This is a genomic window from Idiomarina sp. UBA3176, from assembly GCF_002364295.1.
Lineage (GTDB): Bacteria > Pseudomonadota > Gammaproteobacteria > Enterobacterales > Alteromonadaceae > Idiomarina > Idiomarina loihiensis.
Window position 1 is genome coordinate 26516 of the sequence record NZ_DEXU01000019.1, and the last position, 25076, is coordinate 51591.

General features: G+C 44.1%; 26 protein-coding genes and 1 tRNA gene. 17 read left to right on the plus strand and 10 right to left on the minus strand.

What is annotated here, in order from left to right:
- Positions 1–100: 100 nt before the first annotated feature.
- From B2U97_RS07755 to B2U97_RS07780, 6 genes are all read left to right on the plus strand, one after another.
- Entirely contained in the window at positions 101–1339 is a 1239-nt protein-coding gene (locus tag B2U97_RS07755; RefSeq protein WP_278389222.1) for an aspartyl protease family protein, read from the plus strand.
- Positions 1340–1521: 182 nt separating this feature from the next.
- Positions 1522–3138 carry an ATP-dependent nuclease gene (locus tag B2U97_RS07760; RefSeq protein WP_286823971.1) on the plus strand — a complete coding sequence of 539 codons (1617 nt, stop codon included), beginning with the start codon at positions 1522–1524 and terminating at the stop codon, positions 3136–3138.
- Between the two features lie 478 nt (positions 3139–3616).
- Complete coding sequence (locus tag B2U97_RS07765; RefSeq protein WP_286823970.1) at positions 3617–3940, plus strand: hypothetical protein; 324 nt, start codon at positions 3617–3619, stop codon at positions 3938–3940.
- A 90-nt stretch (positions 3941–4030) separates the two neighbouring features.
- Entirely contained in the window at positions 4031–4528 is a 498-nt protein-coding gene (locus B2U97_RS07770) for a Pycsar system effector family protein (RefSeq protein ID WP_286823969.1), read from the plus strand.
- 2 nt (positions 4529–4530) lie between these two features.
- A complete protein-coding gene (locus B2U97_RS07775; RefSeq protein WP_286823968.1) occupies positions 4531–5244 on the plus strand; it encodes an adenylate/guanylate cyclase domain-containing protein in 714 nt (237 codons plus the stop codon).
- A gap of 308 nt (positions 5245–5552) precedes the next feature.
- Positions 5553–8141 (plus strand): AAA family ATPase, encoded by a 2589-nt coding sequence (locus tag B2U97_RS07780; protein WP_286823967.1) that lies wholly within the window; start codon positions 5553–5555, stop codon positions 8139–8141.
- 190 nt (positions 8142–8331) lie between these two features.
- Here the strand turns inward: B2U97_RS07780 and B2U97_RS07785 are convergent, their stop codons facing one another.
- Genes B2U97_RS07785 through B2U97_RS07795 form a run of 3 tightly spaced genes read right to left on the minus strand, consistent with a single transcriptional unit; the run spans position 8332 to position 10807 of the window.
- A complete protein-coding gene (locus B2U97_RS07785; protein WP_133538545.1) occupies positions 8332–9396 on the minus strand; it encodes an HD domain-containing protein in 1065 nt (354 codons plus the stop codon).
- A gap of 4 nt (positions 9397–9400) precedes the next feature.
- Complete coding sequence (locus B2U97_RS07790) at positions 9401–10585, minus strand: site-specific integrase (protein ID WP_286823966.1); 1185 nt, start codon at positions 10583–10585, stop codon at positions 9401–9403.
- A 12-nt stretch (positions 10586–10597) separates the two neighbouring features.
- Positions 10598–10807, minus strand: coding sequence for a hypothetical protein (locus B2U97_RS07795; RefSeq protein ID WP_133538543.1), 210 nt, complete (start codon positions 10805–10807; stop codon positions 10598–10600).
- Between the two features lie 125 nt (positions 10808–10932).
- Between B2U97_RS07795 and B2U97_RS14125 the strand changes: the two genes are divergently transcribed.
- Complete coding sequence (locus tag B2U97_RS14125; RefSeq protein ID WP_053953842.1) at positions 10933–11139, plus strand: helix-turn-helix domain-containing protein; 207 nt, start codon at positions 10933–10935, stop codon at positions 11137–11139.
- A 235-nt stretch (positions 11140–11374) separates the two neighbouring features.
- Here the strand turns inward: B2U97_RS14125 and B2U97_RS07800 are convergent.
- A tRNA-Val gene (locus tag B2U97_RS07800) sits at positions 11375–11451 on the minus strand.
- A 195-nt stretch (positions 11452–11646) separates the two neighbouring features.
- On the opposite strand from B2U97_RS07800, the gene B2U97_RS07805 reads away from it, so the two are divergent.
- Positions 11647–11910: a hypothetical protein gene (locus B2U97_RS07805; protein ID WP_286823965.1), complete on the plus strand. Its 264-nt coding sequence runs from the start codon at positions 11647–11649 to the stop codon at positions 11908–11910.
- 8 nt (positions 11911–11918) lie between these two features.
- On the opposite strand, the gene B2U97_RS07810 is transcribed toward B2U97_RS07805, so the two are convergent.
- Positions 11919–12953 (minus strand): DUF3080 domain-containing protein, encoded by a 1035-nt coding sequence (locus B2U97_RS07810; protein ID WP_286823964.1) that lies wholly within the window; start codon positions 12951–12953, stop codon positions 11919–11921.
- A gap of 31 nt (positions 12954–12984) precedes the next feature.
- Between B2U97_RS07810 and B2U97_RS07815 the strand changes: the two genes are divergently transcribed.
- Positions 12985–13608, plus strand: a complete 624-nt coding sequence (locus B2U97_RS07815) for a riboflavin synthase subunit alpha (RefSeq protein ID WP_286823963.1) — start codon at positions 12985–12987, stop codon at positions 13606–13608.
- Here the strand turns inward: B2U97_RS07815 and B2U97_RS07820 are convergent.
- Complete coding sequence (locus B2U97_RS07820) at positions 13602–13811, minus strand: CPXCG motif-containing cysteine-rich protein (protein ID WP_011234647.1); 210 nt, start codon at positions 13809–13811, stop codon at positions 13602–13604. The genes B2U97_RS07815 and B2U97_RS07820 overlap by 7 nt on opposite strands.
- Before the next feature lie 199 nt (positions 13812–14010).
- Entirely contained in the window at positions 14011–14904 is an 894-nt protein-coding gene (locus B2U97_RS07825; RefSeq protein ID WP_286823962.1) for a DMT family transporter, read from the minus strand.
- A gap of 166 nt (positions 14905–15070) precedes the next feature.
- Between B2U97_RS07825 and thrS the strand changes: the two genes are divergently transcribed.
- The 7 genes from thrS (at position 15071) to B2U97_RS07860 (ending at position 21995) form a co-directional block, all read left to right on the plus strand.
- A complete protein-coding gene (gene thrS / locus B2U97_RS07830; protein ID WP_286823961.1) occupies positions 15071–16987 on the plus strand; it encodes a threonine--tRNA ligase in 1917 nt (638 codons plus the stop codon).
- Positions 16988–17006: 19 nt separating this feature from the next.
- Positions 17007–17552: a translation initiation factor IF-3 gene (gene infC / locus B2U97_RS07835; RefSeq protein WP_126779471.1), complete on the plus strand. Its 546-nt coding sequence runs from the start codon at positions 17007–17009 to the stop codon at positions 17550–17552.
- A gap of 73 nt (positions 17553–17625) precedes the next feature.
- Entirely contained in the window at positions 17626–17823 is a 198-nt protein-coding gene (gene rpmI, locus B2U97_RS07840; RefSeq protein ID WP_011234643.1) for a 50S ribosomal protein L35, read from the plus strand.
- 13 nt (positions 17824–17836) lie between these two features.
- A complete protein-coding gene (gene rplT / locus B2U97_RS07845) occupies positions 17837–18190 on the plus strand; it encodes a 50S ribosomal protein L20 (protein ID WP_011234642.1) in 354 nt (117 codons plus the stop codon).
- 123 nt (positions 18191–18313) lie between these two features.
- Entirely contained in the window at positions 18314–19294 is a 981-nt protein-coding gene (gene pheS, locus B2U97_RS07850) for a phenylalanine--tRNA ligase subunit alpha (protein WP_286823957.1), read from the plus strand.
- 13 nt (positions 19295–19307) lie between these two features.
- A complete protein-coding gene (gene pheT / locus B2U97_RS07855) occupies positions 19308–21695 on the plus strand; it encodes a phenylalanine--tRNA ligase subunit beta (protein WP_286823955.1) in 2388 nt (795 codons plus the stop codon).
- Positions 21696–21698: 3 nt separating this feature from the next.
- Entirely contained in the window at positions 21699–21995 is a 297-nt protein-coding gene (locus tag B2U97_RS07860; RefSeq protein WP_253620011.1) for an integration host factor subunit alpha, read from the plus strand.
- Between the two features lie 44 nt (positions 21996–22039).
- On the opposite strand, the gene B2U97_RS07865 is transcribed toward B2U97_RS07860, so the two are convergent.
- The 3 genes from B2U97_RS07865 to B2U97_RS07875 form a co-directional block, all read right to left on the minus strand.
- Positions 22040–22717, minus strand: a complete 678-nt coding sequence (locus tag B2U97_RS07865) for a ChrR family anti-sigma-E factor (RefSeq protein ID WP_011234638.1) — start codon at positions 22715–22717, stop codon at positions 22040–22042.
- Complete coding sequence (locus B2U97_RS07870; RefSeq protein WP_034821078.1) at positions 22707–23327, minus strand: sigma-70 family RNA polymerase sigma factor; 621 nt, start codon at positions 23325–23327, stop codon at positions 22707–22709. Before B2U97_RS07870 ends, B2U97_RS07865 begins: the two co-directional genes overlap by 11 nt.
- A gap of 88 nt (positions 23328–23415) precedes the next feature.
- Positions 23416–23994 carry an LON peptidase substrate-binding domain-containing protein gene (locus B2U97_RS07875; RefSeq protein ID WP_114981259.1) on the minus strand — a complete coding sequence of 193 codons (579 nt, stop codon included), beginning with the start codon at positions 23992–23994 and terminating at the stop codon, positions 23416–23418.
- A gap of 145 nt (positions 23995–24139) precedes the next feature.
- Between B2U97_RS07875 and B2U97_RS07880 the strand changes: the two genes are divergently transcribed.
- Entirely contained in the window at positions 24140–25075 is a 936-nt protein-coding gene (locus B2U97_RS07880) for a YbgA family protein (protein WP_286823951.1), read from the plus strand.
- Position 25076 lies beyond the last annotated feature (1 nt).

Consider the following 25076-nt stretch of genomic DNA (forward strand, 5'->3'; position numbering starts at 1 on the left):
TCGCTATCCAATGTATTTTTTCGTGAAATCGCAATATTGTTCAATAACCTATAGGCTAACCACCTTACTATAGCCCAAACATTCATTGGGAGTATATATCTTGACTAAACACGTCATACTTTTGATTAAATTGATTGCAGTGCTGAGCGTCGTGCTGGTAATTGTTGGCTGTTCAGCGAAAGGAATCATAAATTTACAAAGCGGCAATGCGTTGGCATCTCAAAAGTGGCTCAGTAAAGAGCAAAGTTTTAAACTACCCTTCGTTTGGCATGACGGCCATATCATTATTGAAGTCGATGTAAATGACACAGAATCATTAAGGCTGGCTTTTGATTCAGCGGCATCTGCGACTGTAATCTTTGAGACACCCCGTACCCAAACCTTGCAGTTAGATGTGGAAAGGCAGCTTGAGGTTCAAAGCAGTCAAGTCAACGTAGTTAACAATGGCATTATCCGGGTTGGAGACATCGAGCTCTCAGAGTTGACCTTCATTCATGTTCCGATTGAGAAAAATCCGTTATTTCACGACTATGACACCGCTTATTTTGATGGTGCGATTGGCTACGACTTACTGAATCACTTTAATGTCTCGGTTCTTTATGCGGAGCAGTCTCTACAGTTTCATAAGAAAAGTGCGAAAAGCGAGTTTAACCACGAAAACAGCACGACTTTACCATTGTCTGTTCATGGTCGAATTCCCTATGTTAATGCCAGACTGAAAGATAACGACGGTGTCGAAGCCGACTATGCGTTTATTATCGACACAGGTGCGCCTGACTACGTTTACTTGAATGAAAAATTGACTGATAAATTAGAGTTTCCAAACGACTACTTTGAAACTCACACTCAAAATTTTGATGGTAAACAGGTTGTTGAAACTAGCCGTATCGATTTTTTTGGACTGGGCGATAGCGAGTTTGAAAATGTTGCGGCACACAATTTACTAAGCTTTGAAGACCCCTACGGAATTGGTTTGATAGGTAGTGGACTACTTCGGAAGTTCAACGTGCATTTTAATTACCAAGACGAGTCTATTACGCTCGTAAAGAATAAATTTTTCAGCCATAAAACTGATATCGACCGCAGTGGCTTGGTAATGGAGCCACACCGGCTGGGAGGTGTAATAAAACAGGTGGCAAAGAATTCTCATGCAGCAGAGCTTGGTTTTACTGAACAAGCGATAGTTAAAGAAATTAACGGTAAGGCAATAACTGAAGATAACTTTGATGAATTGCGCCGATTATTTCGCAGTGATGCGCAATCTGTAAATGTATGCTGGCAAACAAATGGCGGAACGAAGTGCGGTGATTTGAAGCTAGAAGACCGCATCGCTTTATAGCCAATCTCCGTTTTGCTACCGAAGCTGAGGGATCTATATTATTCGCTCAATGCTGAAAGTCAGTATTGAGCGAAAAGCAGACATTGGATTTTCTGACCATACAAGATAGTCTAATTTACAAGGAGACTGACCTCGTAGGTCGGTATATAAGCTGTTAAGTTCTAAATAAGGATCAGGGAGCGATGAAGATATCAAGAGTTTCGATAGAAAATTTCCGTTCAATCGAAAAAGCCGAATTCGACTGCAGTAATTTCAATATATTTGTTGGTCAGAATAACGCTGGAAAGACCAATTTTTTTGAAGCGATAGAGTGGTTTTTCAACGGGCTTCCGAAAAGTAAATCTATAAAAGATCTGTACCCCAATCGAAATACAGAAAAAGAAATATGTGTTGAGATCGAATTTTCGGATGCGGAGCATGGTGCCAGAAACATGCGCAATGAAGGAAACCGAGAGAAAATGCTCAAGGTTCTCGACGGTAGCGATACTCTCACCGTTAGGAGAAAGAGCTCCGAGCCAACGAAAAGAAAACTTGTTATTGGAGGGGCTGAGTTAGAGAAGAATCCTGCAGGCTTCGATAAAGCATTTAACGATTTCCTTCCAAAATTTGAGTATATACACACCAAACAATATTTCGATGAGGTTGCAAAGTATTCTGCCAAAAGCCCCATAGGGATAATGCTTTCTTCGGTTTTGGAAGAGATCCTTCAGGATAATCCACAATACCGTGAATTTAGAGAGAAGTTTGATGAACTCTTTGATGATGACGGATCGCAAGTGAAAATCGAATTCGATCGGCTTGGTGGCAGTGTAAAAACACATCTTGAAAAGCAATTTGCTGAATGCACTAAAGTTAGTTTTGAAGTGTCCAGCCCAGAGTTTGACGACTTATTAAAGAACTTCCAAACTCGCGTGGACGATGGTGTTGAAACCTACGCCTCTGAGAAAGGCGATGGTATGCAAAGAGCCTTAATGTTGGCAATTATCCAGGCTTACGCTGAATATAGGAAGGGCCGTGAAGAAGCTGGAAAATCATTCCTATTCTTTATTGATGAAGCGGAACTGCATTTGCATCCCACAGCGCAAAGAAAATTAAAAGATGTTCTTTTGGAATTATGTGCGGACTTAGACCAAGTTTTCCTGAATACTCATTCTTCCGTTTTTGTTGCCGATGACCATCCGGACCAAACTATATATAAGGTCGAGAAAGAAGAAAGCATAACAGGCTTTAGATCTGTTGATGCCTTAGATAAGCCCTATGTCATCTTCGAATTGCTAGGCGGTAGTCCTTCTGATCTTCTCTTGCCTCGAAACTTTCTGATTGTAGAAGGCCCTAGCGAGGTAGAGTTGCTTACTCGTGTCATTCGCCGATTCTATAGTGACAAGCCGTCACTACAGATCATTTCCGCAGAGGGTGACACGCATCAAGCCAGACGATCAATCAATGCGATCAGAAAGTCTTTTAAGCCGCTCGAGAATTCAATCTTTGAAGAGAGAATGATTGTTTTGTGTGATGCTCCTACACAAAATGCTCAAGCAGGATTTGACGACTTTGTGAAGGAGTTTAAGTCTTTTAATGATAGAGGTCAGATTAAAATTCTAGAGAATGGCTCACTTGAAGAGTGCTATCCAAACTTTGATGACTGGAAGAGAACAGAGCAACAAGTCTCAGACATGTCAGGGAAGCAAAAAACGAAGCTTTCGAAACGCGTCGGTGCTCAGATCACTAAAGAACAGTTCGAAAAAGAAATGAAATCTGTTTATGACACTTTGGTTAGTGCATGGGATCGAGCGTTTTGAAACTTAACAAGGCGATGAAATTAGTTCCGGCCTCCACCGAACACCTTTTTTAAGGGCGCCGTTTATGGCGGACGTTAACGTCCGCCCTTAGCACAAGCCGGACTTCCGATATGAGCGAGCAGCGGACCTTCGTCTTTTATCTGATTCAACTAGTGACTCACCTAACCGTTATTACTAAGTGTGGATGACGCCAGACTCTTATCTCTTGAATATTGCGCGCTTTATTATTGTTTTGTGTATTTAAGTCGTTTACTGTCAATGACATAACGAAAGATCAAATTTGGATATTGTGCGCCCGTTAGAGAGTAGCTGAGCATGCTCAAACTGCTTTGGCTTATTCAAAGCGATTGAAGGCCGGAAGCTTGGTCAGCTCAGAAACTTAGAGCCAGCACCTATCAATTGAATAAGTTACAAAGTGCGCACGCACAATATATAACTGTTATGCGTTATCAAACTGCACAATTAGAGGACTATTGAAATGGTAATAGGACGAAATTTCACTTTCCCAACCCCAGATAAAGCCAAGCTGAAGGATCATTCCGTGTTTTGTACCTCGGAGCGAATAATCTCGCTTTACAACCAAGCAAATGGAACAGATAGAAAGAGAATGACCGATACAATAAAGAGTTGGTTTGCTCATGAGGCTCAGAATAACGGTTGGGCTGGAGTCCATTTTTTACCAGAAATACAGACGGGGCATAATGCCGGTTGTGTGCTGTTTACTCCACCAAATGAAGTCAACGTCAATGTGACAGTGACTGAGCATATGCTCATTCTCAAGGCTGAAGATCCAGATGCTTAACCTCAGCACTGCGCAGCCTTCGGCTGCCAGACGATCGCAAGCGGGTGCCTGTTTGCACGGCGTTAGCTCTCAAAGGAGAGAACTTTAACAATGGATATAGAACCAGACCAGCTTATTGATTTATTAGAGAAGAAGTTGAATCGGTTGTTGTTATGGATTCAGTCAGTTGAAACTCGGATGAGCTGGATTTTACCCCTTTCTACAGCAATGCTAGGGGCGTTAGCTGCACTAGCGCCTACATACACTAAATGGACAATATTTTCGGCCATTATGTCAGTTTTCGCGGTGTTGTTTCTTGCGCTTAGCATTACTTTCTCCGCTTTGTCGTCTTTTCCCAGAACTACAGGTCCTAAAGGGTCTTTAATCTATTTCGGAGGGATTGTTTCTAGAGAACTAGAGCAATACAGCAAGGCAGTTAACGAGCTTACTAAAGAAGAATATATAAAAGATTTAATCTGGCAATGCCACCGTAACGCACAAGTGGCCCAGAGTAAATTTGCATGGATTCAGAGAGCGTTAGGATGTTTATTTTTATCAGCAGCTCCTTGGGCTATTTCTGTCTATTATTTATATAGTATAAAGGTTTAGTTATGAGCTTGTCAGAAGATATTAAGAGTGATGTTCAGGGGGTTCTAGATACTCCTTGGAGTATCAGAAAAGGCCAGGTGGTTCCATCCACAACAAATGTTTCCCTGGCAGGTGGAGCCGTAGAGCTAGATGCGACATTTTTATATGCTGACCTTGCGGACTCGTCGAAAATGGCTAAAGAACTCGATCGCCGAGTGGCAGCTAAAATAATGAAATCATTTTTAGCTACATCGTGCCGCTTAATCAAGTCTCAAGGTGGAACTATTCAAAGTTTCGATGGAGACCGCGTAATGGGGGTTTTTGTAGGTAATTCAAAGAATTCAGATGCAGCTAGGTGTGCGCTACATATCAACTATGTCGTAAACGATCTAATAAAGACAAAATTTGAGAATAAATACGAAAGCGTTAGAAATGCATCGTTTGGAATAAGACATGGAGTAGGTGTAGATACAGGTACTGTCCTTACTGTCCGTGCAGGTGCGCGCGGATCAAACGACCTCATCTGGATTGGTCGGGCTCCTAATCTAGCCGCAAAGCTTAGTGATCTCAGAGAGTCTCCACACCATACATTTATTACAGCTAGTGTGTATAACATGCTTAGTGACCGTTCGAAGTATGGTGGTCAGAATAATGAAAATATGTGGGAAAGAAGGAATTGGAACTTTTTAGGGGATAGCATTCGGGTGTATCGATCAAATTGGCAGTGGGCACCATAGAGAGCTAACAATCATATGCAGCTGGACAGTAAAGAGGCCTGCTCGTTCCTCGCTATGCTTTTTACTGCAGGTCTTTTTGATTAAAGGAGTACCTGTAGCCGCATGTGAGTTATCAAGTAGCAGCACTTTTGGCTACTGCATAACTTCCGCTTTTGGCACCGACCCGAAAAAGCGGCAAGCTGATTTCAACACGCAAAATCTTAATTGCCAAATAGTTGCATGACTATCCGGACTACTGTCACCTTGAATGTAAGTTATAGTGAGAGAGCCTGTGACACAATAGCAGTGCTAAGGGAAAAGGAGATTTCATGACTACTCCAGTCGAACAAATAGAAAAATGGATTGAGGATAAGCCTGTCTGGTGGAAACACAGTGTGCGGCTTACGCTGGATAATGGGGAACTAGATAGTGAATTGCTCGATGAGATTTATGAATTAGCGCTTATTGAGCATGAACTAGCCAATACCACTGATGAGTTCGAGAATGCGACTAAGCCGATAGATTTTTCAGGTCACAAAAGTGAAGAAGAAGTAGTGAATATCAAATCACTCGGCAATGTCTTCGGTGTCGGTGCTTTAGCTGAAAACCAGACAATCAATTTCAATCAATCTGGACTCTTTATTGTCTACGGAGACAATGGCGCAGGTAAGTCCAGTTATGCAAATATTTTGAAGAGTGCGTGCCTCACGCGCGGTGGTGACCCAAACATTATTGGAAATGTGTTTGAAGCAAATAATCCTAACCCTAGTGCAGAAATCTCTTTCACTGTAGGAACTAAGGATGACAAACATTCTTGGTCTCTAGACGAACCGAGTACAGCCGCTTTAAAAGCGATCAGAGTCTTTGACACAAGTTCAGCTCACCATTATGTAAATAAAGAAGATGCGCTGGGTTTCAAACCATCTGGATTGAACCTTCTAAACGAACTGAATACTGCGGTTGATTACGTTAAGCGTAATGTTGAAGAAGAGACTATCGCGGGTAACGGTTTCACTCAGGTTAATAGTCTCGATTCGCCAAGCGAAATTGCCAAAGTTGTAAATAGCCTATCGCACGAAAATGAAGAGCGTCAGATTGAAGTTCATAGAGCCACAGACGAAGAGGTGGCGCGGATTAAGCCATTACGACAAGAAATTGCACATGATAAGTTACAAACGCCAGAAACCTTGAAAAAGAAGCTCAGGCAACAGCGAGAACTGCTCAAGCCGCTGGGAAATATTACCGTATCAGCACTAAAGTGCTTGGGTGACAAATCAATTGAGCAGATCAAAAATTTACAGCAGGATTACAAGCAAAAGCACCAACAAGCTGAAGCAATAAAGAAGGCAACTTTAGATGGATTGCCTTTAGAGACAGTTACTGGAATTCGGTGGCAAGAGCTCTGGAAGTCAGCGAGGCAATTTGTCGAACAAGAGCCTCATTCCAATCAATTCCCCCTTGAAACAGGTGACTATTGTCCATTGTGTTTGCAAATCATCTCTGATGAGAGTGGTGACCGATTAGCTGCACTTCAGAAATTTTTGTCGGACAACGCAGCTACCGAGGCTAAAAAAGCTTACGAATCTCTTCAGAACGCAGAGGGTTTGATTCGTTCTCAAGACTTGAACCTTCAAGAACATAAAACGGCTCTGGATGAGTTAGACAGTATTCAACCAGGTTTGTCAGAACAGTTTACAACTTTGTTTGAATCACTGTCTGAAAGAAAGAGGAAGTTTATTGAAGATTCTGAACTACCTTCAGCAGATGATGTTCTTGATATATCGGCTGTTCAATCAGCCAAACAAATCTCGCAGAGCATTTCTGAAAAAATTGAGTCAGTAAAATCGGATGAAGACCTAGCCAAACTGATAGCGAAGAAAGAGCAAGAGCTGCAACTACTAGAGGACAAAAAATTTGTCCTGGATAACTTTGATGCGTTAATCAATAACCTTCGGAGGCACAAGGTCGTTAAAAAGCTAGAGGGACTAAAAAAGCAGTGTAACCCCCGAAAGATTTCTATTCTCTCATCCAGCATTTACAAACAAGGAGTAATTGAGCCAATAGAATCCGCATTTGCGGAGGAACTCCGTCAGTTTGGTTTCACGCGCTTCTCCGTTCAAGTGCAAACAAGGAATACCGGAGGGAATCAGCAGTTTAAGTTAGCAATCGCTGATGCCGATGAACCGATTGTTGCGAAAGTCGCGAGTGAAGGTGAGCAGCGCTGTATCGCGATCGCTGCGTTTTTAGCTGAGATGAAAGCAGATAGCCGAGATTCGACCGTAATTTTTGATGACCCAGTAAACTCTTTGAGTCATCAGTGGAGTAGCAGGGTCGCAGCACGTTTGGTCGATGAGTCGAAAAAGCGTCAGGTCGTGGTATTTACCCACGACATAGTATTTTTTAAATTGTTATTAGAGCAGGCAGAATTGCAGGATGCTGAACACAATAGCATTGCCTTGGTGCGTAATAAGAAATATGCCGGTTTAGTGAGAGATTCCGCGCCGTGGGAGGCGCTCACCACAGGTAGACGGTTGAAGGTGCTGAACGTCGAACTCCAAAACCTGCGTAAGATTGAAGCTAATGAAGGTGAAGATGAATTTCGCAAAGCATCACGTCATTTTTATGGTCTGCTCCGTGAGTCCTGGGAGCGCTTGGTTGAAGAGAAGCTACTCAACAAAGTGGTAAATCGATTCGAACGAGGGGTTTATACGCAGCGTCTGTCTCGCTTAGTAGATATCACCGATGCTGATATTGCTCGCATTGATAAAGCAATGACAAAATGCAGTACTCATTTCACTGGGCATGATAGCGCAGCGGGTGTAGGTGCCCCATACCCAACAATTGATGAAATCTCCGCTGATCTAGAAGAAATCAACCTATTTTTCGAGGAGCTTCAAAAAACCAGAAAAAGGAGTTAGGCGCGATAACTTCCAACTTGATCTCACAGTTAGTAGCATTAAGAGTCAACAAGCTCTGTTAGTCCATATTTGATGTGTTAACTAGCCAAGTAAGGTGAGCAGTCCTACGTCCGCTTCTGGCACATAGCAGACATTTAGTTTATAAAGGTGAGAAGCGCAATCGGTAAATTGGCTTCTCATTGGGGACACATCAGGCTAGTCGACAGTACTCTAATTGACCAAGCCTCGCTAGGTTCTGGTGAGTTGAGGCGGACGCAAATGCGGCGTTTTCATTACCGAATTCGGCACTAATTCTATCTGCCGTTGCAACGACATGTCCGATTGCAAATTTAGTAGGGCGGCCATAACGAGACCCTGGTGATGAACACGTCCAAATATGGCGTAGTGTTTCAGCCAAATTGTAGTTGTCGGAGTCCAGCTCTTTTAGTGCTTCGGCACAAATTTCTAGCGTTTGAGCATTGTGGTCGGTTAATTTCCCATTAAGGCTCATACTTCCGTAGTTATTGTAACTTCGGACCTTTCCAATATCGTGCAGAAGACCGCCTACAATAGCCAGCTCTTTCTCATTAGGACTACGGTAAAGTTCAATATTATTTATAATACAAGCAACTTCAACGGAATGCTCTAAAAGACCACCTGGGTAAGAATGATGATACTTAGTACTGGCAGGTGCTTGTAAGAACCTTTGAAATACTTGATCTTGATTGAGAACGCGACAAACAAATCGTTTCAACGGCGGGCTTTCTAGTTCTCTGGCGGTACTGATTAACTTATCGAATACATCTTTATTTGGGCAATATAACCGGGGTAAAGTAGTTAACGCTGGCGCTTCATGAAGTTCATTTTCTGTTGCTAAACGAATTTCGTCAATAACGATAGTTGGTTTCTTTTCAGCAGGATTTTTATTACATGAAGTAAAATAATTAACAGAGCCCGAGGCATAAACACAAGTGTTCATTGAATTTCTGTAGGGCGGGTTCCAATCAAGTGGTTTTCGCTCAGGCCATATAACGGCATGGACGTCACCTGTTGAATCACTCAGTCGGATGCTTACGTATGGCTCACCGTTTTTGGCGATTTTAACTATGACACCGGTAATGCGATACAAACCCGTGAGATAGCCATCGTTAATGCTTTGTGCAATAGTTTTAACGTGCACGTTTTCATTTTTTTGATTGACGGGCGAGGGATTATCACCCCCGTTAGTGATGTTATGATTATTAACATAACTTGCCTTTGCTACTGAATTTAACATTGTATTAATCCTCCGACTTATTTAAGTCATTTAAATGTTCAGTAAGTACCTTGTCTAAAAGAGAGCCGTCTTTGCGTGTAAGGTTTGGAACATAACGAGAGTAAACTTTGAAGAGCATCTGGGTATTTGCGTGACCCAATTGCCGGGCAATCCACTCTGCATTTTCGCCAGCAGCGAGCCATAAAGAAGCTGCTGTATGCCTTGTTTGATAGGGTTTGCGTTTGGCAAGCCCAAGGTACTCTAGGGTTGGATACCAAACACGTTTTGTCACATTGTTGTGCTGGAGGGGGGAACCGTTCGGCGAACAAAACACAAAGTCGGATTTTCCGTATGTGATTTTCATTTGTGATTTTAGTGCGTCAAAAACAGTTTGGCTCATGTCAATTTGCCGAAATGAACCGTCAGTTTTGGTGTCAACAAGCTCATCCATGACTTTAGAGTGACGCACTAAAACCTGACGCTTGTTAAAATCAATATTATCCCAATGGAGCCCATCTATTTCGCCTGTTCTCATGCCGGTAAAGAAACGAACGATGTAGTAATTTTTGAAATCCGGCCGAACAGCATTGATAAAACGTTTGATTTCCTCTAGCGAAAACGGGTTTACATCTGTGCGTTTAATTTTAAGTGGTTTGATATTTAGCCACGGGTTGGGGAAGTCAAATCGGTCAGATGCTTCCACTAAGATCATTCTAGCGATGCTCATGATTTTATTGATGCGAGCGTTACTTAAGTTGGTACCAAGATGCGAGGTGGTCTTGAGTAACGACGCTCGAAACTCCATAATCACCGCTTTAGTGATTTCATTTACTTTTGACTTGCCTAGCTGCGGGATCAAATATGAATCGAGCGTATACCGAACTGTTTGTATATAGCTTTTTCTCCATTCGCCTTCGCGCTCCCGAAACCAAAGCTCTGAGAAATCTGAAAAAAGTGGCGCGCTGTTGGTTTGTGAAGCCGCTCTTAATTGGTTTAACTGAGATAACTTTTGACCACGTTCGGAGTTTGGAAAGTATTCGTCATATTTAAACGTACCGAGGACAAGCTCAGCTTCCATACGCTCTACTATTTTTCTGAGCTTTTTTCTGTTGCCTGGGGTATCAGCATAAACAGTTCTTTCTCTACATCGCTGTTTTTCATACCTGAAATCTACGACTAGCTTCCCATTTCTCGAGTTAATTGACGCCATAATAAGATCTCCTTATCCAATTGCCTTACTATCCATGAAGGTATCTCTCATCATTTCAGATTCGACTTTTTCCCAGATATAAAGAATCTTTCGGCCACCAAAAGGGTGGAAGTAATGGATTCCTTCAAGAAGCACAGAGTCTTTAAGGTAATTACGAATAGTGCGAGGCTCATATTTAATGCGTTTAGCAAGCTCATCAGTTGTCAGATATGTGCGACTCATAGTAATATCTCCAATCAACAAAAAGTATTTTTAGTAGATTAAAATTGTCTACAGGAGATAATTTAGCACAAGTAAAATCCCCTGCAAGCATTTTTTGTCTATAGGAGATAAAAAAGGTCTATTGGATGATAAAATCAAACATTGCTGTTCTTTTAGCCGAGAGAAAGTTAAAGATGTCAGATCTTGCCAAAGCGACAGGAATTAATAGGGGCACGATCCAGCGGATTTACCACGATGAAGCAGCTCGAATAGAACTAGAAGTCATGAACAAAATGTGTGAATTTTTTGAATGTACGCCTGGGGATCTATTTATTTACAGCCCTGATGAGTAATTATTCTTTTTGCTTATCGATAGATTTTTTGTAAAGCCGTATTCATAAAATTGAATAATTAGTCAAATCAGCCTTTGAGTGCATAGTGCAAAAGGTGTTGAAAAAAGTGGATGCTAAAATAGGCTAGGGCACTGAATGGTCACCGTTTGGTCACCAATAAAATTTGCGACGGAGATAGTGGACTTGTCTTGGCTACTAACTTATTGAATATTTGAGATTTTTCTTGATAAGAAAGTGGTGCGTCCGAGTTGACTCGAACAACCGACCTCTGCCATGTCAAGGCAGCGCTCTAACCAACTGAGCTACGGACGCACTTTATGGGGAATGTCGTTAACGACGGGCGGTATATTAGTGATTTGCGGCCACAGGTGCAAGCGATTTTTTACTAAATGCATTTGTTTGTCGAAATTCTATTCAGCTTTGAATAACTACGCTTACTTTCTTAAAAAGGCTTTTGCTAGAATGTTCACTATACTCAGTTTTTACTGACGGAAAAGAGGTGGTTAAATGTTTATTTTTTTACGAGTAATACGTGCAGTTGCAGGGCTTCTTTTTTTGATGACTATCGTCGGCATTATTGCACAGCTTACTTTTAATATATTACATGTCGATATTTTGATGCGCTCTTCCGTCATTGTTATTATGGCGGGGGCTTTACATGCCGCGTTCTGGCTTTGGGTCTTTATTGGTTTACGGTACGTTATCAATGAAATTCATCAAAAAGAGCAGGGTGCGCCACACCCAGGCCTAACTAAGCACTGGCATCTTTAAGCGAAGCGCTAATCCAGCCCTGGTGTAAAGTCACAGGCGTTGTAAAATTTTTGCCATGGACGGACAAAATGCACTGACGCATCAGTTAGCTTTTTACTGAGCGTACCAAGTTCTGCAATATAAGCTTTTAGCTCTGGTTGAGGGGCTATACCTTTCAGATTATCCAGAGTCATGAGTAAGCGCTGATGCTGTTCAATAACTTCTGCTATGTCACCTTGCATTTCTTTGAGGTAAATGGCGTTAAAAGCTTCTTTTAGCGCTAATGCGTCATCTGGCACCTTTCCATTTTGACAATAAACTGATTTAGGAACTTCCGGCAGTAGTTCGGTCATTTTCTCCAGTTTATAAGAGTAATCCAACATAGTACGGAATAAGTCAGGAAGGTAGTCACTACGCTCTAAACGACCGAGCATTTTTATTAACTCATCCGGGTCATCCCCTTCTTTTGTGTAGTTCCAGCGTTCTAATATGCGGGTAAAGCGCTCCAGCGCATTCACTGCGTAGTTGTACTCTGTTACATGTATTTTGGGTAAAGAGTTATTGCCTACAGACAGTGCTTTTCTCAGCCCTTCGTCACGGGCAAAGGCATTCGCCAGGCTATTCTGCAGTTGCGACTCCTTATGCACTAATGCTTCTTTCAATTTGTCTTTAACATTGGCCGACTCAGGATGCTCAATGCATTCCTTGAGTGCCTGAATCATGGTCAGGTCAGCATGGTAGCGGCTGAACCCATCTTTTAGCTTTCCCAGTGAACTGTTGTTTTCAGCTATTAGCTGGCCTAAATGACAATGATTAAGCCGAAGGCTTTCCAGTAAGCCCATGCTTGTTCTTTCAATATTTCGGGTTAGTGCGCGCTTGGCCGGATACTGGAGTTGAGGTTTAGGGGCTTCTATAGAGTTATTAGGGAGTTTGAGTGTACTTTGGACGCGGTTATGCAGTTCATCTGCGTATTCCGTTAAACCCTGGTCATCTGAGCAGGCCGATAACCCTAAAACGACTAACGCATAGCCAAAAGAACGGAAAATCAGTACACTTCGCTTCATTGTATTATTCCTTGCAACAAGGTTCTTATCGATGTTTACCGGTATTGTTCAAACCCAAGCTACGATATTTTCAGTCTCTGACCAAGTAGTTTCTGATCACAAGACATTTCGACACCTGGTTATTAAAACTGAACCCCAATTTCTGCAAAACCTGGCTATTGGTGCAAGTATTGCCATAAATGGTTGCTGTTTAACGGTGGTCGAATTCAGCGATACTAAGGTGCATTTTGACGTTATTGATGAAACCCTGCGGCTAACAAATTTGGGGTTGTTAGGTGAGGGTAACAAGGTCAATCTCGAACGGTCACTAAAAGTAGGTGATGAAATTGGCGGGCATGCAGTTTCAGGTCATATTCACTGCCAGGGCAAAGTGACTAAAATTGACACCTCTGAGAATAACGTTGCGATGTGGATAGAACTCCCCGAGCAATACACCCCGTACTTGTTTGCCAAAGGGTTTATCGCGGTTAACGGTGCCAGTTTGACGGTAGGTCAGGTTGAAGCTAATTGTTTTAGTCTGCATTTAATTCCGGAAACGTTACGCCTGACCAATTTAGAATCAACGCAGGTGGGTGACAGTCTGAATATTGAGCTTGATCAGCAAACCATCACTATTGTTGAAACGGTTGAGCGTGTGCTGGCTAAACGTCAGTAAAACTGCTCATCGTTCCCGTCGACCTTCACTCGCGCCTGCTGGTTAACTTCATCAACTTGTAACTGAACATGAATGAGATCACCGCAGGCAGCACATTCTTCCTGGTAGTCCTGATTTCCCTCCGAGGCATCAATATCTAAAAAGGTATTGTGCCCACAGTGGGGGCATTTCACCGGCACACTTTGTAAGTTTTCTTCGTTCATTGCTAACTCCTTTGTCGGGATACCTCGCTAAACTCTGGCTGAGAAATTACCGGGTATGAAACAGACACGCTGCGAGTCCGTCCATGGACGCTTAACTCAGGCCATCCATGGCCTTCGATAGTCTGTGTCATACCCAGTTATTTCTTTAGGCGCCAGAGCTTATCAACGCACCCTCAACGAAATAAGGTTCTACGTCTTACTATAGAAATAAAATACTGATTCCGCCCAATGAGATTAGGGCTCCGGTTATAGAACGCGGGGTAATTCGTTGTTTTTTCAGTAAAGATATCGGTATTAAAAAGAGTGGTGCGGTGGAGAGTAAAGTCTGGGTTAGTCCCGGGTTGATATTGGCGATAGAAATTTGCTGTAACCAAATAGCGAGGAACGTACCGAATACTATGGCGCCGAGCAGCGGCAAAGGGTTAATAAAACGAACTTGTTTTATGATTGCGTTGTACGCGCCTCGTTTCGAAAGTCCGACAATTATGGCGAGTAAAAAGGAGCCGGCGGCAAGACGCACAAATGCCGCATCAATAGCGTTTACGCGGGATTGCATGAGCACCGCAAAAGCCATGACTAAACCGGTAGCCTGACAGAGCGCGGCGCCGCAGCCGAAGAATATACCTGATAATGAAAGCGCAGGCTGTTTGTCCGGAGCTTTTTCAGTAACGACCCACAGAACACCGCTTAAGGTTATGACCGCACCGGTAATTTCAATGGTGGATAAACCGTCACTTAAAAACACCCAGGCCATGAATGCAGCCAGTGGTGGTGCGAGATACTCCAACAACATAGCGTGCCAGGGGCCTAAACGACGCAGCGCGGCAAAATGACAACTGTCGCCAATGGTAATACCTATAATGCCGCTTAACGCGAGTAACCAAAGGCCTGAGCTTAGCTCTAACGAGTTACCCAGCAACAAACTCATAGTCAAAAGCAGGGGAGTTGCAACAACGCCTTTAACTAAGTTCATTTGTAAGGGCGAGAAGTGGCTACCGGCGCGGTGGTACAACACGGTGGCGACAGCCCAGAAGGCAGCGGCTAATAAAGCGGCAAGTTGTCCGGTTAACTCTCCGGTAATGTCTGATGTCAAAACAGGCTCGGCGGTTGCTCAAATGTAAGCGGTCGATTATAGTAGCGTCTCGCGTTCGATGGTACCGAACGCAAAAATTTCGTAGGTTTTTTCTATCAAGCAGATAAAACCAAAATAGAGCACGTGGCACTTGGTAGGTGTCACCACTGGTTGGAAAGGAAGTTTCATGCCTGTAATTACTCTCCCTGACGGAAGTCAACGCGAATTCGATAAACCTGTAAGCATTATGGAAGTTGCCGCCGATATCGGTGCTGGCCTTGCGAAAGCAACAGTTGCGGGCCGTATTGACGGTGAGCTGGTTGATGCCTGTGAACTCATTGAACATGATGCCCGCATTGAAATTGTGACACCAAAAGATGACGACGGCGTGCATATTATTCGTCACTCTTGTGCTCATTTAATGGGGCATGCTGTTAAACAGATGTGGCCAGACGCAAAAATGGCAATAGGCCCGGTCATCGATAACGGTTTTTACTACGATATTGACGTTGATCACACCTTTACTCAGGAAGATCTGGAGAAGATTGAAAAGCGGATGAAAGAGCTGGCTAAAACGGAATATGCCGTTATAAAGAAAAAAGCCAGCTGGAAAGAAGCCCGTGAAACTTTCGTAGAGCGCCATGAACCTTATAAAATAGAAATTCTGGACGAAGACATCCCGACCGATGCAACGCCAGGGCTCTATCACCACGAAGAATACATCGACATGTGTCGTGGCCCGCATGTACCCAATATGAAGTTTTGCCAGCATTTTAAAATTATGAAAATGGCCGGTGCCTACTGGCGTGGTGATTCTGACAACAAAATGTTGCAGCGTATATACGGTACGGCCTGGGCAGATAAAAAACAGTTAAAAGCCTATTTGCAGCGTTTAGAAGAAGCGGAAAAACGCGATCACCGTAAAATTGCTAAAGCTCAGGATTTATTCCATTGGCAGGAAGAAGCGCCGGGTATGGTGTTTTGGCATCACAATGGCTGGACCATTTTCCGTGAGTTAGAAACTTACATTCGCGAAAAAATGCGCGAGTACGAATACCAGGAAGTCAAAGGTCCGATGATGATGGATCGGGTATTGTGGGAAAAGTCGGGGCACTGGGAGAAATTCTCAGAACTGATGTTTACTACGTCATCGGAAAACCGCGAGTATGCCGTTAAGCCGATGAACTGCCCGGGACACGTTCAAATCTTTAATCAGGGCTTAAAGTCGTACCGCGACTTGCCGTTACGTATGGCAGAGTTTGGCAGTTGTCACCGTAATGAACCTTCAGGTGCGTTGCATGGTCTGATGCGTGTTCGTGGTTTCACACAAGATGATGCGCACATTTTCTGTACGGAACCGCAGATTCAGGAAGAAGTCGCGGGTTGCATCAGAATGGTGTACGAAACCTACAAAACCTTTGGTTTCGAGAACATCGATGTGAAGCTTTCAACCCGCCCTGAAAAGCGCTTAGGTGATGATGCGACATGGGATCGCTCGGAGACTGCACTAGCTCAGGCTTTGAAAAATAATGACATCGATTTTTCTTATTTACCGGGTGAAGGTGCCTTTTATGGCCCGAAAATAGAATTTACTTTGTTCGATTGTCTGGGCAGAGCGTGGCAATGTGGTACAATACAGCTCGATTTTGCGTTGCCAGGGCGTTTAGGTGCCACATACGTAGGCGAAGATAACGAGCGACACACGCCAGTTATGATTCACCGCGCTATTTTGGGATCACTTGAACGTTTCATGGGTATTCTCATTGAAGAGTACGCAGGGCACTTCCCGTTGTGGTTGTCGCCAACGCAAGTTGTGTTAATGAATATCACGGATAATCAAAGCGATTATGTACGAAAAGTTGTCAAAACCCTGAACGAAAAGGGAATTCGTGCATCAGCCGACTTGAGAAATGAGAAGATAGGCTTTAAAATCCGTGAACACACATTAAAACGTGTTCCATATTTACTGGTTGTCGGCGATAAAGAAGTCGAAGCTGGTGAGGTTGCGGTACGTACACGTGGTGGTGAAGACTTGGGCAAATTCCCGTTAGAAGACTTCATTGCTCGTGTAGAGGACGAAGTCCGTACTCGCAAAATTGATTAATTGTTTGGAGGAATAAACCATTAAAGGCGGAAAAAGAACTCAGAAAGCTGCAGATAAAAACCGTATCAACGAACAAATTACAGGCGTTGATGAAGTTCGCTTAATCGGAACCGATGGTGAACAAGCTGGTGTCGTCAGTATTAACGAGGCTCTTGATGCAGCAGCGGAAGCTGGTGTTGATTTGGTGGAGATGAGCCCTAACGCAGAACCACCAGTCTGCCGCTTGATGGATTACGGCAAGTTCCTCTTTGAAAAGAGTAAAGAACAGAAAGAGCAGAAGAAAAAACAGAAACAGATTCAGGTCAAGGAAGTTAAGTTCCGACCTGGTACTGATGAGGGCGACTACCAGGTAAAACTGCGCAACCTGCGTCGTTTCCTCGAGGGAGGTGACAAAACTAAAGTCACTATCCGTTTCCGTGGCCGGGAAATGGCACACCAAGAATTGGGTATTGAATTGCTAAACCGTGTTAAAGACGATTTAGAAGAAATCTCAATTGTTGAGTCGTTCCCAAGACGTGCCGAAGGGCGCCAGATGATTATGGTCTTGGCACCCAACAAGAAGTGATCGTGGTTTACAAGTAGTCTGATTGTCAGGCTCACCCTTTCACACTTTTATCAACAATGCGGAGTTTAATTTCATGCCAAAAATGAAATCGAACAAGGGCGCTTCCAAGCGCTTTAAAAAGACTGCTTCTGGTGGTTTTAAGTGCAAGCAATCTCACTTGCGTCACATTCTGACTAAGAAGAGCCCTAAGCGTAAGCGTCAGCTTCGCGCTAAGAGCATGGTCCATGAGGCCGACGTTAAATTAGTCGTTCGCATGTTACCGTACGCATAAGGAGAGATAGCAAATGGCACGAGTAAAACGTGGTGTAATCGCGAGAGCGCGTCACAAAAAAGTCCTGAAGCAGGCGAAAGGTTATTATGGTGCCCGTAGTCGCGTTTATCGCGTAGCGGTCCAGGCAGTAACTAAAGCAGGTCAATACGCATACCGTGACCGTCGCAACAAAAAACGTCAATTCCGTCAATTGTGGATTGTTCGTATCAATGCTGCGGCTCGTCAAAACGGTCTGTCTTACAGCCGCTTTATCAATGGTCTGAAAAAAGCATCTATTGAAATCGATCGTAAAATCTTAGCCGATATCGCTGTTCATGATCAAAACGGTTTTGCCGCTTTGGTTGAGAAAGCAAAAGGCGCACTGTAATTATTCAAAACCTTTATGGGTTCGAATAAACAGATTTAGAAGGGAGCCAATTGGCTCCCTTTTTCATTGAAAATTCGCTATCATAGCGCCTTTATTATTTATCTTGTGTTGTTGAGGGATACGATGCAGCTAGAGCAAATTGTTGAGCAGGCTGAATCGGCCATTGCGGCCGCAGATTCACCGACTGCGTTAGACGAAGTCCGCGTCGAGTATATGGGCAAGAAAGGGCAGCTCACTGACCTTTTAAAAGGCTTAGGTAAGTTAGACCCGTCTGAACGTCGGGAAGCCGGACAGAAAATTAATGAAGCCAAGCAACAAGTGCAGACCAGTATCAATGCTCGTAAAGAGTTATTGAAAGCTGCTGAGTTAGCGCAAAAGCTGGAAGCTGAGCGTATAGACGTTACCTTACCCGGGCGGCATTCCTCGGTAGGCGGTGTGCATCCGGTTACTCAGACGATTCGCCGTATTGAGCAGTTTTTCGGTGATTTAGGCTTTAGTGTTAAAGAAGGCCCTGAAGTCGAAGACGGCTTTCACAACTTTGATGCATTGAATATTCCGGCGAATCACCCGGCACGAGCCGACCACGATACGTTTTATTTTACCCCCTCAACAATGCTGCGTACGCAAACTTCTGGTGTGCAAATTCGTACCATGGAAAATGAAAAACCGCCACTGCGGATCATTTCTCCGGGCAGGGTTTACCGGAACGACTACGACCAGACCCACACACCTATGTTTCATCAGGTAGAAGGTTTAATGGTTGATACTGACGTCAGCTTTACGCAGTTGAAAGGCATTTTAGAAGACTTTCTGAACCACTTTTTCGAAGAGTCACTGACTGTGCGTTTCAGACCTTCTTACTTCCCGTTTACCGAACCTTCAGCTGAAGTTGATGTCATGGGTAAAGACGGTAAATGGTTAGAAGTTTTAGGTTGCGGCATGGTGCATCCAAATGTACTTAAGGCGGTGGGTATTGACTCAGAAAAATACACCGGCTTTGCGTTTGGTATGGGCGTTGAGCGTCTTACCATGTTGCGCTATGGCGTGAATGATTTACGTGCGTTCTTCGAGAACGATCTGCGTTTCCTCAAACAATTTAACTAACGGGCAGTAAGCAATGAAATTCAGTGAACAATGGTTAAGGGAATGGGTTAACCCCGACATCAGCAGTCATGAATTGAGTGAACAGCTCAGTATGGCTGGTCTTGAAGTAGATGCTGTTGAGCCGGTTGCCGATGAATTCCATACTGTCGTCGTTGGTGAAGTGATTGAGTGTGGTCCTCATCCAGACGCAGATAAACTGCAAGTGACCAAAGTTAATGTTGGCGAAGACGAGCCGGTGGATATTGTTTGTGGCGCCTCGAACTGCCGCTTAGGTATTAAGGTTGCGGTAGCTAAAGTTGGCGCGGTATTGCCTGGTGATTTCAAAATTAAGAAGGCGAAGCTTCGCGGTCAGCCGTCAAACGGTATGCTGTGCTCGTTCAAAGAACTGGGTCTTATTGATGAGCACGACGGTATTATAGAGCTTCCGGCAGATGCTCCGGTCGGAGAAGATTATCGTAAATATCTGCAACTTGACGACAACAGCATCGATATTGACTTAACTCCGAACCGTGGTGACTGCCTGAGTATTCGTGGTATAGCCCGCGAAGTGGGTGTGTTGAACCGTTTGGATGTTAAAGTACCAGAGAGCAATAAAGTAGCGGCCAGTATTGAAGATACGCTAAGCATTACTTTGTCTGCTGCTGAGCAGTGTCCGCGTTATTTAGGCCGCGTTATCAAAGGTGTCGATTTAACTCGCCCAACGCCGGTATGGATGACAGAAAAATTAAGACGCAGCGGTATTCGTAGCATTGACCCGGTAGTTGACGTCACTAACTACGTGTTGCTTGAACTGGGTCACCCCATGCATGCATTTGACCTCGATTCACTTGAAGGGAACATCGATGTTCGCTTAGCCAAGCCTAAAGAAAAGCTTACTTTGCTTGATGATCAAGAAGTTGAGCTGGACGACGATACTCTGGTTATTGCTGATGAGAAAAAAGCACTAGCCATGGCGGGTGTCTACGGTGGTAAAAACAGTGGTGTAACAGAAAACAGCAAAAATATTTTTCTGGAAAGCGCGTTCTTTGCACCAGATGCCATCTTAGGGAAAGCACGCCGTTACGGTCTACATACAGATGCGTCACATCGTTATGAGCGCGGCGTAGACCCTCAGTTGCAACGTACGGCAATGGAAAGAGCGACAGAATTATTGTTGGCGATTTGCGGTGGTGAAGCAGGACCGGTAACCGAAGCGGTTGCAGAAGCATTCTTACCTAAGCGTGACGGTATTACCTTAAGAGCCAACCGATTGGCTAAAGTACTGGGTGTCAGCATTGCTAATGACAATGTCACTGAAATTCTTGAGCGTTTAGGCTTCGATGTTTCATTTGACGGTGAACAGTGGCAGGTGGGCATTCCGTCATACCGTTTTGATTTGAGTATTGAAGAAGACTTAATTGAAGAAGTAGCCCGGGTTTACGGTTATAACTCAATTCAGGCAGCTCCGCCGGCAGCGCAATTGCGCATGACTGAGCGTAAAGAAAGCCAGCTTAGCGCCCATCAATTGGTGGATGCTATGGTCAGCCGTGGTTATCAGGAAGCGATAACCTACAGCTTTGTTGATCCAAAACATCAGGCACTGATGTTTGATGAGACCGCAGCGCTGACTTTGCCACACCCAATTTCGGTTGATATGTCTTCTATGCGTGTAAGCTTATGGCCGGGATTAGTCGGCGCGGTTGCTCATAATCAGAAGCGTCAGCAGTCTGTTCTGGCTTTCGTAGAAACGGGTTTGCGTTTTATTCCAGACGAGTCAGCTGAAAACGGTGTTCGTCAAGAAGCGGTTATCAGCGGTATACGTTCTGGTAAAGCGCATTCAGAGCATTGGTCGGAAGGTGACCGTGCGGTTGATTTTTACGATGTAAAAGGCGATGTTGAAGCTTTGTTGGCTCAAACAGGCAATGCTGCAGCCTTTCGTTTTGTTGCATCGCAAAATCCAGCGCTGCACCCGGGGCAATCAGCGGCAATTTACCGCGGCTCTGAAAAAGTCGGTGATATCGGCGCTTTGCATCCTAAGTTTGATAAGGCTTTAGGGCTTAACCAGCGCACCTTTGTGTTTGAACTGGTGTTATCAGTCGTGACTGAGCGACCTTTACCGCAAGCTAAGCCGGTATCTCGTTATCCTTCTATTCGTCGCGACCTTGCTGTTGTGGTTGATAAAGACCTTGCGGCGGGTGAGCTGATCGCTGCGATGGAAAATGTTGGCGTAAAACAGTTAGTTGACCTAAACTTGTTTGACGTTTACATCGGTGATGGTGTGGCAGAAGGTAAGCAAAGCTTGGCTCTATCCGTTACTCTGCAAGATAGCGACAAAACTTTGGAAGAAGCGGAAGTCACTGAGCTTATGACTAAATTTATTGAGACATTAAAGAGTGAGTTTAATGCAACATTGAGGGATTAAACTATGGCGCTGACCAAAGCAGAACTGGCAGAAGTGCTGTTCGACAAATACGGTGTTAGTAAACAAGATGCCAAAGTGTTAGTTGAAGATTTTTTTGAAGAAATCAGAGTTGCTTTGGAAAAAGGGGAGCAGGTGAAGTTGTCCGGATTTGGTAACTTCGAACTGCGAACTAAAAATCAGCGCCCTGGGCGTAACCCGAAAACGGGCGAGGAAATTCCTATTTCAGCGCGTCGGGTTGTCACCTTCAAACCTGGTCAGAAATTTAAAAGTCGAGTCGAAAACGCAGAACCCGAGGATTAACCTCGGGTTCTTTTTTATTTGAGTCTGTACTTAGGCGCCGGAAATTAACGAAAGAAGAGCTGGCTAAAGGGATTCAGTAACCGGCTGATGCCTGAAGTAAAATGCAAGGGCGCGTCCAGCGTAGCCAGAGTTAAGCAGTCTTCATCCTGAGTTTCCGGAGTATGGGTACGACTGGGGTCTAACAAAATAAAATCACCGTCCCGGTACTCGCTCTGCTCGTCATTAAAAACACCATCAATAACCAGCGTCGCTTCTTTTCCTTTATGCGTATGCTCAGGGAGTTTTGCGCCTGGTGCCATGTAAATCAAGTTCGTCTGATTTCCATTGTCCAGAGTTAATGGTGCGCGCCAGAGTTTACCGACCAGTTTCGACCACTCACCAATGCGGTGACTATTGTGCGCCAGGGTACGAGGCAGTGTAAAACGACGACCTTCCAGAGAGAGCATCTCATTCGGTTGGTGTGCTTGTTTGTTACATGCAGAAGACGCGAAAATGGCTTCCAGCATTTGGTCACACTGAGACTTGCTCATTGTTGTACTGGCAACACTAACCAATGTATCCAAATTTTCTTCACACAGCTTCTGCTCAATCTCACACACGGTTTGACGACACGCTTTACACATATCAATGTGTGTGCCGACAACTAACGTCATTGCCGCGCTAAGATCGCCAGAGGCGTATTGATATAAAAGGCCTTCGCCTGGGTGTGATTTAATCATCATCGACTATCAACTCTTTCAATTTTTTTAATGCTAGACGAGTTCGGGACTTAATTGTCCCTAAAGGTACTCCCAGAGCGTCAGAGACTTCCTGCTGAGATTTACCTTCAATATAAATCTTCTCAATAACAACCCGTTGTGCATCGGGCAATTGAGCGTAATAAAAAGAAATTTCCTGCATCAGAACATCGTGATCCAATGCGTAACCGTCATCGAGGCTATCGTTCTGCTCGGAGAGAATCGGCCAGAGTTCATCAGCACTGATATCATCTTTGCGTTTTTTGTTCTTACGAAGCAAATCGAAGCGGATGTTACGAGCTATGGTAAATATCCAAGTAGAAGGAGAGCCACGGTCAGGCTTGAACAAGTGAGCTTTATGCCAGACGTTAGTCATGGTTTCCTGGACGAGATCCATAGCCGTTTGTTCATTACCAAATTGTCTTGTAGCGTAAGATTGTAGTTTTGGTGCAAATAACCTAAAGAGTTCACTAAAGGCAGCGCGATTTCTATTTTCTGCAATCTTTGCCAGCAGTTCCGCTGCTTTCTCGGCAGCGTCTGTCTGGGTGGTAGCCATAGACCCCCGTTTCGATGTTCTTTCTGACACCATTTGCATAATTAGACCTGCTTCTTTTCACACAATGTTCTAACTATTACGGGGTGTTGAGAAAATGGATCACCCAGATGGCAGAATGTTTACTCAATTAACGAATTAAGTCTAACAGATATTCTTTTGCTTTTAGACAACTTTCGCATCTTATCAGCTCTTGTTTTGTATAGACGTCCAGAGGCAGTATTTCAAGCCACCTTGAACAAACCCAGTCAAGCTTCTCGTAGCCGAGATCAGGTAACAACTCGGAAAGTTCCGGGTAGGTCTCAAAAGCTTCCTGTAATCGAGTCTTGAGTTTATCGGCTGCGTTATCCAGAGAAAGTTCAGGCCAGTTTTCGAGGTACTCTATTTTCCCAAACCTTAATTTATCGCTTTCAGACCAATGCTCGTCAATACGAACCCGACTTTTCCCTTCAACGGTTATACCGAGTAAGCCATCATCTCTTGGTTCAAAATCAATAATTTTCACGGTGGTGGCGTAAGGAAGAAGGTAATCGCTTGATGTCGTTGCATGTTCGTTGTTAAACATGGCCACCACAAACTCACTGTTATTTTGCAGACACTCTTTTACCAGCCTGGTGTAGCGCGGCTCGAACACCTTCAATTTCATGCGTCCGCCCGGCATTATATGCGAGGTAAGCGGGAATAGCGGTAACTGCTGATACTGCTGCATATAACCTCATTTGGCTAGTAGTTTGAACAATTAAGAAACATTACGTTGAGGTGGGTCTGGTTGGATCTTTTTTATCGAATAAATGCCAAACTATTTTTATCGATATACCGTACATTATCATCAGTGAAATTCAACAGGGGTTAAAATGGTAAAGTTAAAAGTGGGTATTAGTTCCTGTTTAATGGGCGACGAGGTCCGGTTTGACGGGGGACACAAGAAGTCCGCATTCTGTGTTGATGAATTAAGTCGACACATTGAACTGGTACGGTTTTGCCCGGAAGTTGGTATTGGAATGCCGGTGCCAAGACCGACTATTCGGCTTGAGCAACATGACGATGTACAGGCGGTAGTGCCCAAAACTGGTGAAAATGTTACGTCGCAGCTGGCAGCTTTTGCTGACAAGGTTCAGGTGAAAGTAGAACAGTTAAGTGGCTATATTCTATGCGCGAAATCTCCCAGCTGCGGTATGGAGCGGGTCAAGTTATATGATCCGGAAACCGGGCATGCACAAAAAGCGGGAATGGGAATTTTTGCCGCGCGCCTGAAAGAAAAGAATCCCGCTTTGCCTTTAGAAGAAGATGGCCGGCTTAATGACCCGCATTTACGTGAAAACTTTGTGATGCGGGTTTATGTGTTTAGTCAATGGAAAGAAATGACACAAAAACTTTCCAAACATCAGCTTTTGCAGTTTCACCAGCGCTGCAAGCTACTTTTGTTAGCTCATAATCAGCAGCGGTACCGCGAGTTGGGTAAACGCCTGGGGGAACAGGAAAGCATCGACAGTGCCTTCGCAGAGCAATATATCATTGATGTGATGGATGCTTTATCAAAACCGGCGTCGCGCAAGAACCACACCAACGTGCTCCAACATATTCAGGGGTATTTTAAAGCGGATCTTGCTCATGAAAGACGAGAAGAGCTGAGCGATATCATTCTGCAGTATCACGATGGCATTCTCCCTCTGATGTCTCCTCTAACGTTAATACGGCATTATTTGCGCGAGTTTCCGAAAGAGTACTTAGAAGGGCAATGGTATCTGACTCCGTATCCCGATGATTTAAAATTACGTTATGGGCTTTAGT

Bases quoted from the DNA above. Each gene is read 5' to 3' on its own strand.
- B2U97_RS07760 (WP_286823971.1), top strand. From the start codon at position 1,522: ATGAAGATATCAAGAGTTTCGATAGAAAATTTCCGTTCAATCGAAAAA.
- B2U97_RS07765 (WP_286823970.1), top strand. From the start codon at position 3,617: ATGGTAATAGGACGAAATTTCACTTTCCCAACCCCAGATAAAGCCAAG.
- B2U97_RS07770 (WP_286823969.1), top strand. From the start codon at position 4,031: ATGGATATAGAACCAGACCAGCTTATTGATTTATTAGAGAAGAAGTTG.
- B2U97_RS07775 (WP_286823968.1), top strand. From the start codon at position 4,531: ATGAGCTTGTCAGAAGATATTAAGAGTGATGTTCAGGGGGTTCTAGAT.
- B2U97_RS07780 (WP_286823967.1), top strand. From the start codon at position 5,553: ATGACTACTCCAGTCGAACAAATAGAAAAATGGATTGAGGATAAGCCT.
- B2U97_RS07785 (WP_133538545.1), bottom strand. From the start codon at position 9,396: ATGTTAAATTCAGTAGCAAAGGCAAGTTATGTTAATAATCATAACATC.
- B2U97_RS07790 (WP_286823966.1), bottom strand. From the start codon at position 10,585: ATGGCGTCAATTAACTCGAGAAATGGGAAGCTAGTCGTAGATTTCAGG.
- B2U97_RS07795 (WP_133538543.1), bottom strand. From the start codon at position 10,807: ATGAGTCGCACATATCTGACAACTGATGAGCTTGCTAAACGCATTAAA.
- B2U97_RS14125 (WP_053953842.1), top strand. From the start codon at position 10,933: ATGATAAAATCAAACATTGCTGTTCTTTTAGCCGAGAGAAAGTTAAAG.
- B2U97_RS07805 (WP_286823965.1), top strand. From the start codon at position 11,647: ATGTTTATTTTTTTACGAGTAATACGTGCAGTTGCAGGGCTTCTTTTT.
- B2U97_RS07810 (WP_286823964.1), bottom strand. From the start codon at position 12,953: ATGAAGCGAAGTGTACTGATTTTCCGTTCTTTTGGCTATGCGTTAGTC.
- B2U97_RS07815 (WP_286823963.1), top strand. From the start codon at position 12,985: ATGTTTACCGGTATTGTTCAAACCCAAGCTACGATATTTTCAGTCTCT.
- B2U97_RS07820 (WP_011234647.1), bottom strand. From the start codon at position 13,811: ATGAACGAAGAAAACTTACAAAGTGTGCCGGTGAAATGCCCCCACTGT.
- thrS (WP_286823961.1), top strand. From the start codon at position 15,071: ATGCCTGTAATTACTCTCCCTGACGGAAGTCAACGCGAATTCGATAAA.
- rpmI (WP_011234643.1), top strand. From the start codon at position 17,626: ATGCCAAAAATGAAATCGAACAAGGGCGCTTCCAAGCGCTTTAAAAAG.
- rplT (WP_011234642.1), top strand. From the start codon at position 17,837: ATGGCACGAGTAAAACGTGGTGTAATCGCGAGAGCGCGTCACAAAAAA.
- pheS (WP_286823957.1), top strand. From the start codon at position 18,314: ATGCAGCTAGAGCAAATTGTTGAGCAGGCTGAATCGGCCATTGCGGCC.
- pheT (WP_286823955.1), top strand. From the start codon at position 19,308: ATGAAATTCAGTGAACAATGGTTAAGGGAATGGGTTAACCCCGACATC.
- B2U97_RS07860 (WP_253620011.1), top strand. From the start codon at position 21,699: ATGGCGCTGACCAAAGCAGAACTGGCAGAAGTGCTGTTCGACAAATAC.
- B2U97_RS07865 (WP_011234638.1), bottom strand. From the start codon at position 22,717: ATGATGATTAAATCACACCCAGGCGAAGGCCTTTTATATCAATACGCC.
- B2U97_RS07870 (WP_034821078.1), bottom strand. From the start codon at position 23,327: ATGCAAATGGTGTCAGAAAGAACATCGAAACGGGGGTCTATGGCTACC.
- B2U97_RS07875 (WP_114981259.1), bottom strand. From the start codon at position 23,994: ATGCAGCAGTATCAGCAGTTACCGCTATTCCCGCTTACCTCGCATATA.
- B2U97_RS07880 (WP_286823951.1), top strand. From the start codon at position 24,140: ATGGTAAAGTTAAAAGTGGGTATTAGTTCCTGTTTAATGGGCGACGAG.